This is a genomic window from Microbispora sp. NPDC049125 (assembly GCF_040802045.1).
GTDB lineage: Bacteria > Actinomycetota > Actinomycetes > Streptosporangiales > Streptosporangiaceae > Microbispora.
Genome location: NZ_JBEZDW010000044.1, coordinates 32,555 through 48,359 on the forward strand (window position 1 = coordinate 32,555; position 15,805 = coordinate 48,359).

A 15,805-nucleotide genomic window follows, 5' to 3' on the forward strand; every position below is an offset into this window, starting at 1 on the left:
TCACGGAACAGATTCCCCCCCGATGGCGCTGATGTCACCTGGGGAAGAGACGACACTTAGCGATCACCAGGCCACGGGTCGGTTCGGGGGCGCTGGACGACGCAAGGAGCACACGAGATGAAAGACGCTCTCGCGATTCACCGCTGGCTCCTCGCCCACCAGATCCACCATGAGATCGTACGTCTTCCTCGCCCTTTGACATGCTCCGACGACCTGCCCGAAGTGCTCGACGTGCCGCCGGCCAGCTGCGTCGGCGTCTCGGTGTTCGAGGTGGCGGTGCGGGGCGGCGAGGAGCCGGTCGCCGTGGTCAGCGCGGTCGGCGAGCCGCCGAGGCCGGCCGCGGTGGGGGCGCTCCTGCGGGCCCACAGGGTGCGTCCGGCGTCCGCTTTCACGGTCAACTCCGTGACCGACTACGCCGACGGCCTGGTCTGCCCCCTGCTCCTGCCCGACGATCTGACCGTCCTGGTGGACCAGAGACTCATCGAGCGCCTCGGCCCCGACGACCTCGTCCACGCGGCCACCGGGGAGCGCCGCACCGCCCTGCGCCTGCGCGCCCTGCACCTGTTCGACCTCGTCCCGGCCAAGCCCGTGGACATGACGGCCGTCCACAGGCGCGGTATGGCGAGCCTGGCGAGTCCTATGCGGACGGCTTAGGCCATAGCATTCTGGGCGTGCGCCGAACCTCACCGCTGGCCCGCACATGATCCGTAAGGCCGCCCTGCTGACCCTGCTGACCGCCCTGCTCGCACCCGCGGGCATGGCCGGTACGGCTGTCGCGGCCCCGCAGGCTCGTCTCGCGGCCGCCGCCGATCCCCTCGTCGTCGAGGAGATCTCGCCGGACGTCGTCCGTGACCCGGCCACGCCGATCACGATCTCCGGGACGGTCACGGGCACGCCGCTGGCCTCGGTGAAGGTGCAGGTCGACTACTCCGGCCAGCCGTTCCGGCTCCGCTCGGACCTGCGGCGCTACCTGGACGGCGAGGGCTACTTCACCCCGCAGTACCGGACCAAGGTGCAGGCCACTCCGCTCGACCAGTCGGGCAAGCTCACCTTCCAGTTCACCGTGCCCGAGCTGCGGATGACCCAGCTCGGCGTCTATCCCCTCGCCATCGAGGTCGTCGACGCCGTCACCAGGCAGCGCATCGCGATCGAGCGGACCTTCATGCCGTTCGTGCCGCCGGGCCAGACGGGCCAGACGGGCCAGAAGGTCCCGAAGATGAAGCTGGCCGTCGCGCTGCCGATCGCCGACCGGCCGCACCTGGCTGTGACGCCCACGGCCGGGGACGGGACGGCCAAGGCCGATCCCACCTTCATGGACGACGACCTCCGCTCGTCGGCCGCCACGGGGCGGCTGGCGAAGCTGCTCAAGGTGGTGCAGCAGGCGGACGACCACGTGACGTGGTTCGTCGACCCGTCCCTGCTCCAGGACGCCAAGCAGGCCTCCGCCGGGCCGTACGTCGTCAAGGCGGGCGACGGCGACGGCGAGCACAAGACCGCCGACCCCGGGGCAGGACGATGGCTCGACGGGTTGCGGACGGCCCTCACCGACAAGCCGGCGGTCGCCATGCCGTACGCGGACCCGGACATGGCGGCGCTCGTCCACAACGGCCTGGAGCGCCCGGCCGTGGCGGCGATCCAGCGGGGGACGACGCTCGCCAGCGAGCTGCTCGGACGTGAGGTGAACAGCGGCACTCTCTGGCCGGCGGGCGGCGTCATCGACCGGGACGCGATCGACGAGCTCGCGATGGCCGGGGTGACCTCGGTCCTGATGTCGGGCGACGCGCTGCCGCCCGCGACCGCCGCCCCCGACGCGACCGGCGCGACCGGCGCGACGACCGGGACCGCCGGCGGGGCGGCGACGGGCACGCCCGACCCGGCCGCCAAGCTCGACACCGTCGCGGAGACCCCGCTCACCGCGCTGCTCGCCGACCCCGCGCTGAGCGAGGTCCTCGACACGAACGTCTCCACGCCGGGGAGCGTCCCGCTCGCGCGGCAGCGGTGGCTGGCGGAGACCGCGATGATCGCGTTCGAGCAGGCGCCGGCGACGGGGACCACGGGCGGGAGCGGAGCAGCGCCCTCACGCACGGTCGTCGCGGCGCCCACGAACCACCTGTGGAACCCCGACCCGGACTTCGTCGCCACGCTGCTGCAGGCCTCCACGTCCGCGCCCTGGCTCCGGATGACCTCCCTCGCGTCGGTGAAGCCGGGGAAGTCGCCGGCGCCCCGCACCGACCTCGTCTACTCCGACCGCGACCGGCAGGCAGAGCTGGGCCGCGCCTACCTGAGCACCGTACGCAAGCTCGACGAGAAGGCCGACGCGGCGGCCACCGTCACCGTGGAGCACACGGAGCTCTTCCACGAGGCCATCCTCCGGCTCTGCTCGGCCGCCTGGAGGGGCGACGCGAAGCAGGCGACGGCCTTCGCGGACACGGTCGGCGCGGCCGTCGGCGACCGCCTCGACGACGTGGCGATGATCGACACCCCGCGCTCCGTGGCCGGCTCCAACGGCCAGGTGCCGGTGAGCGTGACCAACAACCTCGACAGGGACATCCTCGTCAAGCTGCGGGTCACCTCCGACAACCGGGCGCTGCTCGACATCGACCGCCCCGGGGGGGTCTACGACTTCCCCAAGACGACGGTCGCCAAGGGCCGCAGCCAGCTGTTCAACGTGCCCGTCATCGTGCCGGCGAAGGGCGGGGAGGCGAGCATCGCCATCCAGCTCCTCACGGCGGACGACAAGCGGTACGGCGACCCGGTGCACGTGGCCGTGCGTGCCACCGGCTACACCAGCATCGCACTGGTGATCGTCGGGGCGGCCGTGGTGATCATGCTGGCCGCCGTCGTGATGCGCATCCTGCGCCGCCGTTCCCGGAAGGCGTTCCCCTTCGGGCCCACGGACGGCACGGACCCGGACCCGGGGGACGCCCCGGCCGTACCGGCCGAGCAGGACGAGGTGCCCCCGCGTAGCGTGTAGGACCATTCCCGCGCCGGCCCCCGGGCGCGTGGGAGCCGAGGAGGCGTCCGGATCCGGCCGCCGCTAGCCGAAGGAACACCATGAGCAGGATGCTGCGGGCCAGCGCGATCATGGCGGCCGGGACGATGGTGTCGCGGCTCACCGGCTTCGTCCGCACCGCGGTGGTGGCCGCCGCCATCGGGACGTTCGCGCTCGGCGACGCCTACAACGCGGCCTACCAGATCCCGTACATCCTGTTCGACCTGCTGATCGGCGGCGTGCTGAGCAGCGTGGTCGTGCCGCTGATCGTGAAGGCGCAGAAACGCGACCCGGACGGCGGGAAGGCGTTCGAGCAGCGGCTGATGACGCTCGCGATCCTGGTGCTCACCGCGATCGCCGCGCTCGGCGTGCTGCTCGCCCGGCCGATCATGGAGCTGTACACCGCGGACAACTGGACGGACCAGAAGATCGGCGTGGCCACCACGCTCGCCACGTTCATCCTGCCGCAGATCGCGTTCTTCGGCGTCGGGGCGATGGCCGGGGCGATCCTGAACACGCGGGACAGGTTCGCGGCCCCCATGTGGGCGCCGGTGCTCAACAACCTCGTCGTGATCGGCGTCGCGCTCACCTACCTGGCGGTCGGGAAGTCCGACATCGCCACCGTCACGCGGAGCGACCTGGCCCTGCTCGGCATCGGCACGACCGCCGGCATCGTGATCCAGGCGATCGTCCTGGTCATCGCGCTGCACCGGGCCGGGTTCCGGTTCCGGCCCCGTTTCGGGCTGCGCGGCACCGGCCTGGGAGAGGCGGCGAGGGCGGCCGTGTGGACGTTCGTCTACGTGGGCGTCACCCAGCTCGGATTCTGGGTCACCACCAAGCTCGCCACCGGCGCCGGCGAGCGCGCGCCAGGGGCGGGCAACAGCGCCTACGCCTACGCGTTCCAGCTCTTCCAGCTGCCGTACGGCATCATCGCGGTGTCGGTGATCACGGCGATGCTGCCCCGGATGAGCCGCTCCGTCGCCGACGGCCGGCTCGACGAGGCGCGGTCCGAGTTCAACTCGGGGGTCCGGCTCGTCTCGTCGGTGATCGTCCCGGCCGGCCTGCTGCTGATGGTGCTCGGGCCGGCGGTCACCACGCTGATCTTCTCCTGGGGCCACATGACCCAGGAGAGCGCGCTCTACATCGGCAACGTTCTGCAGGTCTTCGGGCTCGCCCTGGTGCCGTTCTCGCTTTTCCAGCTTCTGCTGCGGGTCTTCTACAGCTTCGGTGACACCCGTACGCCGGCGATCATCGCCGGAGTAAATGTCATGATAAATGCGTCTTTGAGCTCAGTCGCCTATTTTGTCCTGCCAGATCGTTACATCGTCATCGGACTGGCGTTCGCGTTCCTCATCACATACGTCGCCGGGACCGCGGTGGCGTGGATCCTGGCGAGCCGGAGGATCGGCGGCCTGGGCGGCCGGGCCGTGCTGGCGGGCGTCTCGCGGATGTACATCGCGGCCGTCCCCGCCGCCTTCGTGGCGCTGGCCATCCTCTGGCTGACCAGGGAGATCACCCACATCACCCCGGTGAGTTCGGCCGTCGTGCTCGCCGTCGGCGGCGGCGCCGGACTGCTGCTCTACATGGCCGCCGCCCATCGCCTGCGGGTGCCGGAGGTCCGCTCCATCATTGGACTCGTCGCGGGCCGGGTAGGACGGTAGGAGTTCTCACGATCGACCGGCAAGTCGAACGTAACCCAAAAGTCCGATTCGGACCTCTTCGATCGGGAAGGCGGGCACAACCGGCACGGGACTAGCATGGTGCGCCTAGGCAAAGTCCCGCAGATCTTGCCGTAGCGAGGATCGGCCTGGTGAACGCGCCGCGGAGAAGGTGACCGCGGCGACGTGTCTCAGGGCCGTCCGCGTGGGCAGGAGACGTGGCGGGGCATGACCTGGAGTTCGGACCGGCGAGCGGAAGCGGGAAGGCGTGGGCGGAACCACCCGGCATCGGCTGATGCATGCCGACGAGCCGCGGAGCGGGGCGGCCACATGAGCATGTCCACAGTCGAACCCGGCGCCCGGCTGGCCGACCGGTTCCGTCTGGAGGACCGGGTCAACGAGTCGGGCGGCGCGACGCTCTGGAAGGCGATCGACGAGATCCTCGCCCGGCCGGTGGCGGTGCACACCTTCTCGCCCGAGTTCCCGCGCGTCACCGAGGTGGTCACCGCGGCCCGCCAGGCGAGCCGGCTCAGCGACCCCCGGCTCACCCAGGTCTTCGACGCGGCCGACGAGGACGGCACCGCGTACGTGGTCAGCGAGTGGGTCAACGGCGAATCCCTCCTCGAACTGCTGGAGAGCGGCCCGGTCGACCCCGAGCGCGGCGCGGCGCTGGTGGCGGAGGCAGCCGAGGCGCTGGCCCACGCCCACACCGCCGGGCTCGTCCACCTGAACCTGACTCCCAACCGGCTGGTGTGGACCACCGGCGGCACGGTCAAGCTCCTCGGCCTGGCCGTCGACGCCGCGATCCTCGGGCTGAGCAGCGACGACCCCGCCAAGGACGACGCCGAGGGCCTCGGACGGCTGCTGTACGCGGCGCTGACCGGGCACTGGCCAGGGGACTCCGACTGCGGCCTGCCCCCCGCTCCGCTGGACGACGGCAAGGTCTGCACGCCCCGCCAGGTCACCGCGGGGGTGCCCGGATACCTGGACGCCATCGCCTGCCGCGCCCTCATGCAGGAGCCCAAGCGGGGACAGCCGGCGCTGTCCACCCCGGCCGACGTCGCCGAGGCGCTCGCCCACGTGCCGCGCCCGTCCCCGGCGCCGGTCACCACCGACCCCCCGGCGCTCAACCTGCGCTCCGAGGCGCCGGACACCATGACGCACCACCGCCCGCCACAGCACCACCCGATGCAGCACCACCCGATGCAGAACCAGGGGCAGCGGCAGCAGACGGGGACCGCGGGCAGGATCCTGCTCACCCTCATCGTGCTGCTGGTCATGGCGGCCGTCGGCGTCGGCGCGTGGACCGTCGGCAAGAACCTCGGCAACACCCCCCGGGCGAGCGAGTCCCCCTCGGCGTCCCCCACCCCGACCCACAAGCCGGTGACGGTCAAGGCGGTCAGCGCGACCGGGTTCGACCCCCTCGGGAACGACCGCGAGGAGAACCCGGAGTACGGCCCGCTGGCCGTGGACGGCAAGTCCTCCACGGAGTGGCACACCGACAGCTACAGCAGCGCCGACCTCGGACGGCTCAAGGACGGCGTGGGGCTCGTCCTCGACCTGGGCAAACCGACCGCGATCTCCAACGTGGTCGTCTCGCTCGCCGACGCCCCCGGCGCCAACATCGAGCTGAGAGTGGGCGACTCCGAACAGCTGTCGTCACTCAAGACCGTGGCGGAGGCGCAGAACGCCGCCGGCTCCGTCACCATGACGCCGACCAAGGCCGCGACGGGCCAGTACGTTTTGATCTGGTTCACCCGTCTTCCCCCCTTCGAGGGCCAGTATCGTGGCACCATCTACGACGTAACGGTGCATTCCCCCGGATCGGCATAGCAGGGTGTTGTGAACTCCCCACCAGAAGATCCCTCGACGGCTCAGCATGACGGGCGGCCGGTGCTGTCCGACGCCGATCTGCTGACCCGCCACATCGGCGGGGATCCGCACGCGTTCAGCGAGATCGTCAAGCGCCACCGCGACCGCATGTGGGCCGTCGCGCTGCGAACCCTGGGCGACCCCGACGAGGCCGCCGACGCCGTGCAGGACGCGTTCGTTTCTGCGTACCGGAAGGCGGAGAGCTTCCGCGGCGAGGCCGCGGTCACCACCTGGCTGCACCGCATCGTGGTCAACGCCTGCCTCGACCGCATGCGCCGCAAGTCCGTACGGCCGGTGGCCGACGACGAGCTGATCGAGGCGGCCGAGCGGGACGCCCCGCTGACCGACCAGGCCGGCGAGCGCGAGGTGTCGCTCGAGGTCACGGCCGCGCTGAAGGTGCTGCCTCCCGACCAGCGCGCGGCCCTGGTCCTCGTCGACATGATGGGGTACTCGGTGGACGACGCCGCGGCGGTGCTCGGCGTCCCGGCCGGCACGGTGAAGAGCAGATGCGCCCGGGGCCGGGCCAAGCTCGCCCCGATTCTTTCCCATCTGCGGAACCGATCAGACCTCACTCGCGTCTCATCCGCGAAGGGAGCAGAACTTCGTGACGGGTGACACGCATTACGACCTGGAGGTTCTCGCCGAACTGGCGGAGGGCCTCCTCGACGACTCCACGGCCCGGCGGGTCCGCGAGCATCTCGCGCTCTGCGATCCCTGCGGGGAGAGCCTCGCCGATCTGGCCGCGGTCCGCGAGGTCCTGGCGGCGGTGCCGGTGCCGGCGATGCCCCTGGGTGTCGCCATGCGCCTCGACCGGGCGCTGGCGGCCGAGGCGCCGGACTGGGATCGCGTCATGCGGGACGCCCCCTGGGAGAGCGCCCACGTGCCGTGGGAGAGCGCGCGGTGGGAGAACGCGGCCCCGCAGGGCGCGCCGCAGGAGAACGGGGTGAACGCGCCGGAGGCGACTCCGCTCCGCTTGACCGCCGACGCTTTGACGCCGGACGCTTTGATCGCGGATGCCTTGGCCGCGGACGCCTTGACGCCGGACGCCTTGACCGCGGACGCCGATCAGACGGTGCGCGCTCCGCGCAGGCCGGCGCCCCGCCGTACCGAGGCTCGCGGCAGAGCCGAGGTCCGCAGGCCGGCCGGCCGCAGGACGCCCCGGAGGAACCGCTGGGCGATGCCGGTGGCGGCAGCCGCGGCCGCGGTCGCCGTGATCGGCGGCGCGGGGCTGGCGACCGGCCTGCTGTCGTCGGGCAACACGCCGCAGGGATACGCGCTGGGACAGGCGGACACGAGCGCGGCCCCCACCAAGTCCGTGAAGGACAAGACGTCCTACCTGGTCGCCGCGAGCGGCCACAACTACACCGGCCGTGAGCTCAAGGGCCCGCTGCTGGGGTACTTCGGCGTCGGGCCCGCGTCGGGCAGCAACGCCGACACCGTCCTCGACGCCTGCGTCAAGCGGACCTCCGCCCGGCTGGACCGGACGCCGATCGGCGTGGACAAGGCTCTCTACAACGGCAACGAGGCCACGATCATGGCCTTCTGGGAGGACAAGGCGAGCAACGCCGTACGCGTCGTGGTGGTCGACTCCGACTGCCACAGGCTGCGCGCGGAAGACCTCGCCACCTGGAAGTGACCGGCCGGCGCGAGCCGTACGATCGAGTGTGACGAAGCCCCCCGCGACCTCCGGGGGGCTTCGCCGTCTCCGGCCCCGGACCCGGGAATCAGCGGGGCCTAGGATCTGTTGACGGGACTGCACACACCGGATCGGAAGGCGAGTCGTGGACGACGTCCGTAACGTGATCATCATCGGGTCGGGGCCGGCCGGTTACACGGCGGCCGTCTACTCGGCGCGCGCCGACCTCAAGCCGCTGGTATTCGAGGGCTCGGTCACCGCCGGTGGTGCTCTGATGAACACCACCGATGTGGAGAACTTCCCCGGCTTCCCTGACGGGATCATGGGCCCGGACCTGATGGACAACTTCCGCAAGCAGGCCGAGCGGTTCGGCGCGGAGCTTCTCGCCGACGACGTGATCGAGGTCGACCTGGAGGCGAATCCGAAGGTCGTGAAGACCTATACGGAGACCTACTACGCGAAGTCGGTCATCCTCGCCACCGGGTCCCGTTATCGGGAGCTCGGCCTGGAGAACGAGAAGCGCCTGTCCGGGCGCGGCGTCTCCTGGTGTGCGACCTGTGACGGGTTCTTCTTCCGCGACCAGGACATCGTCGTGGTCGGCGGCGGCGACACCGCCATGGAGGAGGCCACCTTCCTCACCAGGTTCGCCAGGTCCGTCACGGTGATCCACCGGCGCGACAAGCTGCGGGCCAGCAAGATCATGCAGGACCGCGCCTTCGCCAACCAGAAGATCCGTTTCGTCTGGGACAGCGAGGTCGTCGACGTCCTGGGCGAGGACCGGATCAAGGGCGTGCGCGTACGCAACCTGAAGACCGGCGAGGAGACCGATCTCGCGGTCTCCGGCCTGTTCATCGCGATCGGGCACGAGCCGCGCACGGAGCTGCTGAAGGGCCAGGTGGCCCTCGACGACGAGGGGTACGTCCTGGTGGAGGCGCCCACGACGCGGACCAACATCGACGGCGTGTTCGCGGCCGGTGACGTGGTCGACCACGTCTACCGCCAGGCGATCACCGCCGCCGGCACGGGCTGCGCCGCGTCGCTCGACGCCGAGCGGTGGCTCGCCCACCAGGCCGACCAGCCAGTCTGACCGGGAGCGCGGGGGACGGCCCCGCGGTCACACCCACCACACCGAATCAAGGAGAGAGATTGCCTTGGGCGCCATCAAGAGCGTGACGGACGGGAGCTTCGAGGCCGAGGTCCTCAAGAGCGACAAGCCCGTACTCGTCGACTTCTGGGCAGAGTGGTGCGGTCCGTGCCGCCAGGTCGGACCCATCCTGGAGGAGATCGCGGCGGAGAACGCCGACAAGCTGACCGTCGTGAAGCTCAACATCGACGAGAATCCCGCGACTCCCCGGGACTACAACGTACTCCAGATCCCGACGCTGAACGTCTACAAGGGTGGAGAGGTCGTCAAGCAGATCATCGGCGCCAAGCCGAAGGCGATGCTGCTGCGCGAGCTCGAGGGCATCATCTAGGTGCTCCCCGCGGCGTGAGCCGTGGGAGGACCCGCGTGCCCCTGCGGCGTCAGCTGTGGGAGCACCTGTGAGTGGCCCCTTGCGGCGTCGGCTGTGGGGAGCACCTGAACGGCCCCCTGCGGCGTGAGCCGTACCACCGCCTCTTCCGGCGGCACCCCACCCACAGGAAAGGCCCTCCACGCTCCGGCGCGGGGGGCCTTTCCGTCGTCCCACCGGCCCCAGCACTCCCGGGGCGCCCTTGAGATCGTCTCAGACGGGCCGCAGGGCACGTTCCGGGGACATGGAGCCGAGAAGCCTTTCCAGGGCCACCTCGACGTCCTCACGCCACGAGACGGCCGTCTTGAGCTCCAGCCGGAGGCGGGGAAAGCGCAGGTGCGGCCGGACCGTCTTGAAGCCGACCGACAGCAGGTACTCCGCCGGGAGGACGCAGCCCGGCTGCTCCCATTTCAGGTCGCCGAAGGCCTCGATCGCGCGCACTCCCCTGCGCGTCAGGTCCTTGGCCACGCCCTGCACGAGCATCCGGCCGAGCCCGCCGCCGGAGAACTCGGGAACGATGTGGGCGGTCATCAGCAGCACCGCGTCCGAGCTGACCGGAGAGGTCGGGAACGCCACGGAGCGCGGCACGTACAGAGGCGGAGCGTAGAGCACGAACCCGGCGGCGGCCCCGTCGACGTAGGCGATCTTCCCGCAGCTTCCCCACTCCAGGAGGGTCGCGGAGATCCACGCCTCCTTCTCCAGCTCGGGGTCGCCCGCCACCACCGCCCGCTCGCCGCTGACCGGGTCGAGCTCCCAGAACACGCAACGCCTGCACCGGCGCGGCAGGTCGTCAAGGTTGTCGAGAGTGACGTTGACCAGCCGACGCGACACGTGATGCCCCAATCCCCGCCATGAGTCCTGCTCAGAAAGCGCGCGAATACGGCGTCTCCAGATCGCATCGTAACTCAGCGGCCAGGCTCGGACGGGGCGCCACAACGCCGTTTCTGCGGGTGCGGCGAGTCCCTTTACGGGGTCGCGAAGGCGTTTCCCGTGGGGCAGGAATGCTAAAACCGGGGTTTTGATGGTCAATACCCTGTTGTGATCGGCGTGCCGCGTTACCGTACTCTGGATTTCTCGGCTACGTGATCGGAGGTGGACCGTGACCAAGGAGCTCGATCACGGTCGGACGAACGCGGCCCACGGGTCGCGCATTGACGCCTACGTCGACCGCTACGCCGCCCGGGCCTCCGGCATGGTGGCCTCCGAGATCCGAGCTCTGTTCGCCGTCGCGTCGAGGCCCGAGGTGGTCTCGCTCGCCGGCGGCATGCCGTACGTCACGGCCCTCCCCCTCGATCTCGTCGGCGACCTGGTCGCGGACCTGGTCGCCACGCGCGGCTCCGTCGCCCTCCAGTACGGCTCCGGCCAGGGCGACCCCGCCCTGCGCGAGCAGATCTGCGAGGTCATGCGGATGGAGGGCATCGAGGCCGGCGCGGACGACGTGGTGGTCACGGTCGGGTCCCAGCAGGCCCTCGACCTGATCACCCGGATCTTCATCGACCCGGGCGACGTGGTCCTCGCGGAGGGCCCGTCGTATGTGGGCGCGCTTGGAACTTTCAGCGCCTATCAGGCCAAGGTCGTCCACATCGCGATGGACGACCAGGGGCTCGTGCCCGAGTCGCTCGCCCAGACCATCTACGCGTTGCAGGCCGCGGGCAACCGGATCAAGTTCCTCTACACCATCCCGACGTTCCAGAACCCGGCCGGCGTCACGCTGAACGAGGTACGCCGCCGTCAGGTGCTGGAGATCTGCCAGCGGACCGGGGTCCTCGTGGTGGAGGACAACCCGTACGGGCTGCTCGGCTTCGACGGCGAGCCGCTGCGCGCCCTGCGGGCCGACGACCCCGACGGCGTGGTGTATCTCGGCTCGTTCTCCAAGACGCTCGCCCCCGGCTTCCGCGTCGGGTGGGCGCTCGCCCCCCACGCCGTACGGGACAAGCTCATCCTGGCGATGGAGTCGGCGGTGCTCTCGCACTCGTCGTTCACCCAGCTCGCCGTCGGTCAGTACCTGGTCACCCAGCCGTGGCGCGAGCAGATCAAGACGTTCCGCGAGCTCTACCGCGAGCGGCGGGACGCGCTCCTCGGGGCCCTGGAGGTCCTCATGCCGCCGGGTTGCACGTGGACCCGGCCCGCCGGAGGCTTCTTCGTCTGGATGACCCTGCCCGAAGGGCTGAACTCCAAGGCGATCCTGCCGCGGGCCGTGGCCGAGCGGGTGGCGTTCGTCCCCGGCACCGGTTTCTACTCCGACGGCGGCGGCTCCCGGCACATGCGGCTGTCGTACTGCTACCCGGAGCCCGACCGGATCCGGGAGGGCGTGCGCCGCCTCGCCGGGGTGCTCGAGCAGGAGATGCGGCTGCGCGACACGTTCGGGACCGGCAGCGCCCCGTCGCACGGCGGCGTCGACACCCCCGGCCCCGACCTCGCCTGAGAGCCGGTACGGCTAGCCTGTTCACACGCCGGCCGTACCGGACTCTTCGACGCGAGAAAGGCCCCCTTCGTGATCGTGCGAACGATGAACCAAGGATCGACACCCGTACGTTCACGCCCAGCGGGCCGAGCCGCCGTGGAGGCAGGCGCATGAGCGATCTCGGGCACGTGCTCATCCTCGCGGGAGGGCTGTCCTACGAGCGTGAGGTGTCGATCCGCTCCGGCCGCCGGGTCGCGGAGGTGCTCCGTGCCGCCGGGGTGGACGTGGAGACCCGTGACACCGACGCCGCCTTGGTGCCGGCCGTCCTTTCCGACCCCCCGGACGCGGCGTTCGTGACCCTGCACGGGGGTGCCGGCGAGGACGGCGCGATCAGGTCCGTGCTGGAGCTCCTCGGTGTGCCGTATGTCGGGGCCACGCCGGACGCCTGCCGGGTCGCGTACGACAAGCCGACCGCCAAGGCGGTCGTCCGCTCCTGGGGGCTGAACACCCCTGAGTCCGTCGCGCTGCCCAAGGAGACCTTCCACGACCTCGGGGCCACCGCCGTTCTCGCGCGGATCGTGGAGCGGCTCGGGCTGCCGCTGTTCGTCAAGCCGTCACAGGGCGGATCGGCGCTGGGCGCCTCCATCGTCCGCACCGCCGAGGAGCTGCCCACCGCGATGGTCGGATGCTTCGCGTACGGCGACACCGCCCTCATCGAGAAGTACATCGAGGGCGTCGAGGTGGCGGTCTCCGTGGTGGACCTCGGAGACGGGCCGGTGGCCCTGCCGCCCGTCGAGATCGTCGCCGATCGCGGCGTGTACGACTACGCGGCCCGGTACACGGCGGGCCAGACCGAGTTCTTCGCCCCTGCCCGTCTCTCCTCCGAGGCGACCGAGGCGTGCGCCGGGATGGCGGTGGCCGCCCACGCCGCTCTCGGCCTCCGGGACGTCTCGCGGACCGACATCATCGTGGACGACACCGGCCGGCCGTACTTCCTGGAGGTGAACGTGGCGCCTGGCATGACGGAGACGTCGCTGCTTCCCATGGCCGCCGAGGCGGCGGGCCGCGATCTCGGCACGCTGTGCAAGGGAATGCTGGAGCTGGCCGCGCACCGCCGCTGAACGCCTACTCGTAGAAAGGGCGCCCTGTTTCACGTGAAACAGGGCGCCCTTTCATTCTCTGCGGGATAGGAAGGCTTCGGTGCGTTGGGGTGCAACGGCCTTGAGCCGGCTCATGGAGGCCTGAGGGACGACGAGCTAGGACGCCGCGCAGTTGGGGCGCGCAGCTTGGGCACGCAGTTGGAGCGCGGAGTTGGGGCCGCCATCGCCGGCCGACGGCAGGACGGCCCGGCCCTTGCCACATCGGCCGGATGCGTGAACGTGCAGAAGGCTCGATGAGACGGAGAGCTTAACAAGCTTCGAGCCCTGCTCGACGCTCTCCGATCCCGCTCCTCTACCCGCGATCGACACCGAGCGCACGCTGACCACGGAGCGGCTCGCTCGGATCATGGCAGGCATAAGAACGCTCGCCCCGGTGACAGCGAAGGGCGAGCCAGAGCGAGCCGTGAATGGGCGGCGTGGACGGTATCTCCCGCACGGCAAGTGGTACTTCGGCACGGCGCGCAGCGCCGCCAAAGGCTCACCGCCTTGTCCCCCACCCTCTCGTTGCTTTGCACGCGGAATGTCGTCCCGCCGCTCACCGTCCTGCCGCTCACCACCCTGCCGCTCACCGCCTTCGCTGTTCATTCCCTCGCTCCACGCGACCCGCCGTTCCGCCACTCACCGCCAGGGGCGCTCACCTCCTCGCCGCACGCGACCGTCGTCCTGCCGCTCGCTGCCCTGTCGCTCCCCTCTTCGCAGCACGCGACCCGTAGTCCTACCGCTGACCGCCAGAATCACTCACGCGCTTGCCGCGCGCGGCACCTCGTCCCTCACCGCCTTTCGCTTTCATCCCTCCCGTACGCGGCCTGCCGTCCCACCGCCTATCGCCGGCGTCGCTCACAGGCGCGGCGAGACTTGGCCGTATTTACGCACGGCACGGTAGACACCCCTATCCCCGAGGACGGCGAGCCGGTCGTGGACCTCGCGGGGCCGCCTCGCATACTTCAAGCGGCCCCCGATGACCCCCTCAACTGAGGGACTTCTACCGGCAGCGCTCGCACTGGCTGACCGTCTACGCTCCCACCCCGCGAAGCTCACCCCAAAGTGATCGCAGGTTCGCGAACAGCCCGCTCCTGCTTCTTGAGCGCCCCACAGCCATTGATGAACGTGGCGATCCGGATCACGGCTGCGTAGCCAACGGCCGGCTCCTCAGACCGGGCTACCACTCGATGGCTGCGGTTGCTATCGCCCTCTACGGCATGGCGGCCTCGGTGGTGTTCCGGCCGAACATGGACGGACGGCCACCCCAGTCACGGCGTCACAGCTTGATGCCTGGCGCTGATCGTCAGTCGGATCCACCTCTGAGGCACATCCCTGGGAAACGCCTCGTGTTTCACGTGAAACAGCTACTCCGCCGAAAGGCTCCGCATGGCGTTGGCGGCCTCAGGCGCCATCGTGTCGATGATGCGCTCCAGATCGTCGATAGTGGAGAACTCCACCACGATGCGGCCCTTCCGGCTTCCGAGGTCCACCTTCACCCTCGTCTCGAAGTGGTCGGAGAGCCGGTCGGCGAGGTCCCGCAGTGCCGGTGCCGGGGGCTTCTTGGCGCGGGGCTTGCGGGGCGCCGGCCCCGCCGTCGCCTCGCCCAGCGCCACGATCTCCTCGACCGTCCGTACCGAGAGGCCCTCGGCGACGATCCTGGCCGCCAGTCGCTCCTGAGCCGTCGAGTCGTCCAGCGCCAGCAGCGCGCGGGCGTGCCCGGCGCTGATCACTCCCGCGGCGAGCCGGACCTGGACGTTCGGCGGGAGGTTGAGCAGCCGCAGCGTGTTGCTGATGTGCGAGCGGGACCGGCCCACCTTCCGCGCGAGCACCTCGTGGGTGGCCCCGAAGTCGTCGAGAAGCTGCTGGTAGGCCGCGGCCTCCTCCAGAGAGTTGAGCTGCTCCCGCTGGAGGTTCTCGATGAGCGCCTCGCGGAGCATCTCGTCGTCCTGCGTGCTCCGCACGATCGCCGGGATGTGCTCCAGGCCCGCGAGAGTGGAGGCGCGCCACCGCCGCTCCCCCATGATGAGCTCGAACCGCCCGGCACCGACGGCGCGCACGACGATGGGCTGCAGGAGGCCGACCTCCTTGATGGATTCGGCCAGCTCCGCAAGGCGGTCCTCGTCGAAGACCTCGCGCGGCTGTCGGGGGTTCGGGGAGACGGCGGTGACGTCGATCTCCTGGAAATAGGCCCCCTCCACCGGTCGCAGCCCCTGATCCTCAGGTGTCTCGCCGACCGCGCTCGCTGTGCTCCCTGCGCTCGCCGCGACCGCGGGATCGACGATCGGTCCCGTGGGGATGAGAGCCCCAAGCCCCTTGCCCAGTCCCCGCCGCTGCTGGCTCACCGCTGCTCCTTCGCACCCGCACAGAAGAAGGTGCCCGGCGACGCCGGGCCGCCGGGCACCTCTACGCACACACCAGGAGAGGGTACCGCTGTGTGGACTCCTCTACCCCCAGGCGCCATTCTGCCGTCCGGCGACCCCGCCATGGCCGCCGAAGCGACGCCTGTGGATAACGGAATGTTGAGTACAGGGCTACTCAAGAAGGCCACCCACGGCTCGCGTCATGCTCAAGTCCTCACACAGGAGGACAG

General features: G+C 70.5%; 12 protein-coding genes. 10 read left to right on the top strand and 2 right to left on the bottom strand.

All coding sequences use genetic code 11. The annotated features are described in order from the left end of the window. Nucleotides 1–117: 117 nt before the first annotated feature. From AB0B72_RS34560 to trxA, 8 genes are all read left to right on the top strand, one after another. A complete protein-coding gene (locus AB0B72_RS34560) occupies nucleotides 118–654 on the top strand; it encodes an aminoacyl-tRNA deacylase (RefSeq protein ID WP_367743621.1) in 537 nt (178 codons plus the stop codon). Nucleotides 655–700: 46 nt separating this feature from the next. After that, complete coding sequence (locus AB0B72_RS34565; RefSeq protein WP_367743622.1) at nucleotides 701–2,974, top strand: hypothetical protein; 2,274 nt, start codon at nucleotides 701–703, stop codon at nucleotides 2,972–2,974. 80 nt (nucleotides 2,975–3,054) lie between these two features. Continuing rightward, nucleotides 3,055–4,653: a murein biosynthesis integral membrane protein MurJ gene (gene murJ / locus AB0B72_RS34570; protein WP_367743623.1), complete on the top strand. Its 1,599-nt coding sequence runs from the start codon at nucleotides 3,055–3,057 to the stop codon at nucleotides 4,651–4,653. A gap of 327 nt (nucleotides 4,654–4,980) precedes the next feature. Further along, nucleotides 4,981–6,483 (top strand): protein kinase family protein, encoded by a 1,503-nt coding sequence (locus AB0B72_RS34575; RefSeq protein WP_367743624.1) that lies wholly within the window; start codon nucleotides 4,981–4,983, stop codon nucleotides 6,481–6,483. Nucleotides 6,484–6,492: 9 nt separating this feature from the next. Continuing rightward, entirely contained in the window at nucleotides 6,493–7,137 is a 645-nt protein-coding gene (sigM, locus tag AB0B72_RS34580; RefSeq protein WP_367743625.1) for an RNA polymerase sigma factor SigM, read from the top strand. Beyond that, complete coding sequence (locus AB0B72_RS34585) at nucleotides 7,127–8,158, top strand: zf-HC2 domain-containing protein (protein ID WP_367743626.1); 1,032 nt, start codon at nucleotides 7,127–7,129, stop codon at nucleotides 8,156–8,158. The genes sigM and AB0B72_RS34585 overlap by 11 nt, the downstream gene beginning before the upstream one ends. 145 nt (nucleotides 8,159–8,303) lie before the next feature. Beyond that, on the top strand, nucleotides 8,304–9,245 hold the full coding sequence (gene trxB, locus AB0B72_RS34590; RefSeq protein WP_367743627.1) for a thioredoxin-disulfide reductase: 942 nt from the start codon (nucleotides 8,304–8,306) through the stop codon (nucleotides 9,243–9,245). Between the two features lie 64 nt (nucleotides 9,246–9,309). After that, nucleotides 9,310–9,633, top strand: a complete 324-nt coding sequence (gene trxA, locus AB0B72_RS34595) for a thioredoxin (RefSeq protein WP_367743628.1) — start codon at nucleotides 9,310–9,312, stop codon at nucleotides 9,631–9,633. A gap of 249 nt (nucleotides 9,634–9,882) precedes the next feature. Here trxA and AB0B72_RS34600 read toward each other — a convergent pair whose 3' ends face one another. Then, nucleotides 9,883–10,500: a GNAT family N-acetyltransferase gene (locus tag AB0B72_RS34600; RefSeq protein ID WP_367743629.1), complete on the bottom strand. Its 618-nt coding sequence runs from the start codon at nucleotides 10,498–10,500 to the stop codon at nucleotides 9,883–9,885. A gap of 361 nt (nucleotides 10,501–10,861) precedes the next feature. Here AB0B72_RS34600 and AB0B72_RS34605 point away from each other — a divergent pair, with 361 nt between their 5' ends. Together AB0B72_RS34605 and AB0B72_RS34610 are read left to right on the top strand one after the other, a co-directional pair. Next, nucleotides 10,862–12,094, top strand: a complete 1,233-nt coding sequence (locus tag AB0B72_RS34605; RefSeq protein ID WP_367743660.1) for a PLP-dependent aminotransferase family protein — start codon at nucleotides 10,862–10,864, stop codon at nucleotides 12,092–12,094. Nucleotides 12,095–12,243: 149 nt separating this feature from the next. Further along, entirely contained in the window at nucleotides 12,244–13,194 is a 951-nt protein-coding gene (locus tag AB0B72_RS34610; protein ID WP_367743630.1) for a D-alanine--D-alanine ligase, read from the top strand. 1,385 nt (nucleotides 13,195–14,579) lie between these two features. Here AB0B72_RS34610 and AB0B72_RS34615 read toward each other — a convergent pair. Continuing rightward, entirely contained in the window at nucleotides 14,580–15,557 is a 978-nt protein-coding gene (locus AB0B72_RS34615) for a ParB/RepB/Spo0J family partition protein (protein WP_367743632.1), read from the bottom strand. Nucleotides 15,558–15,805 lie beyond the last annotated feature (248 nt).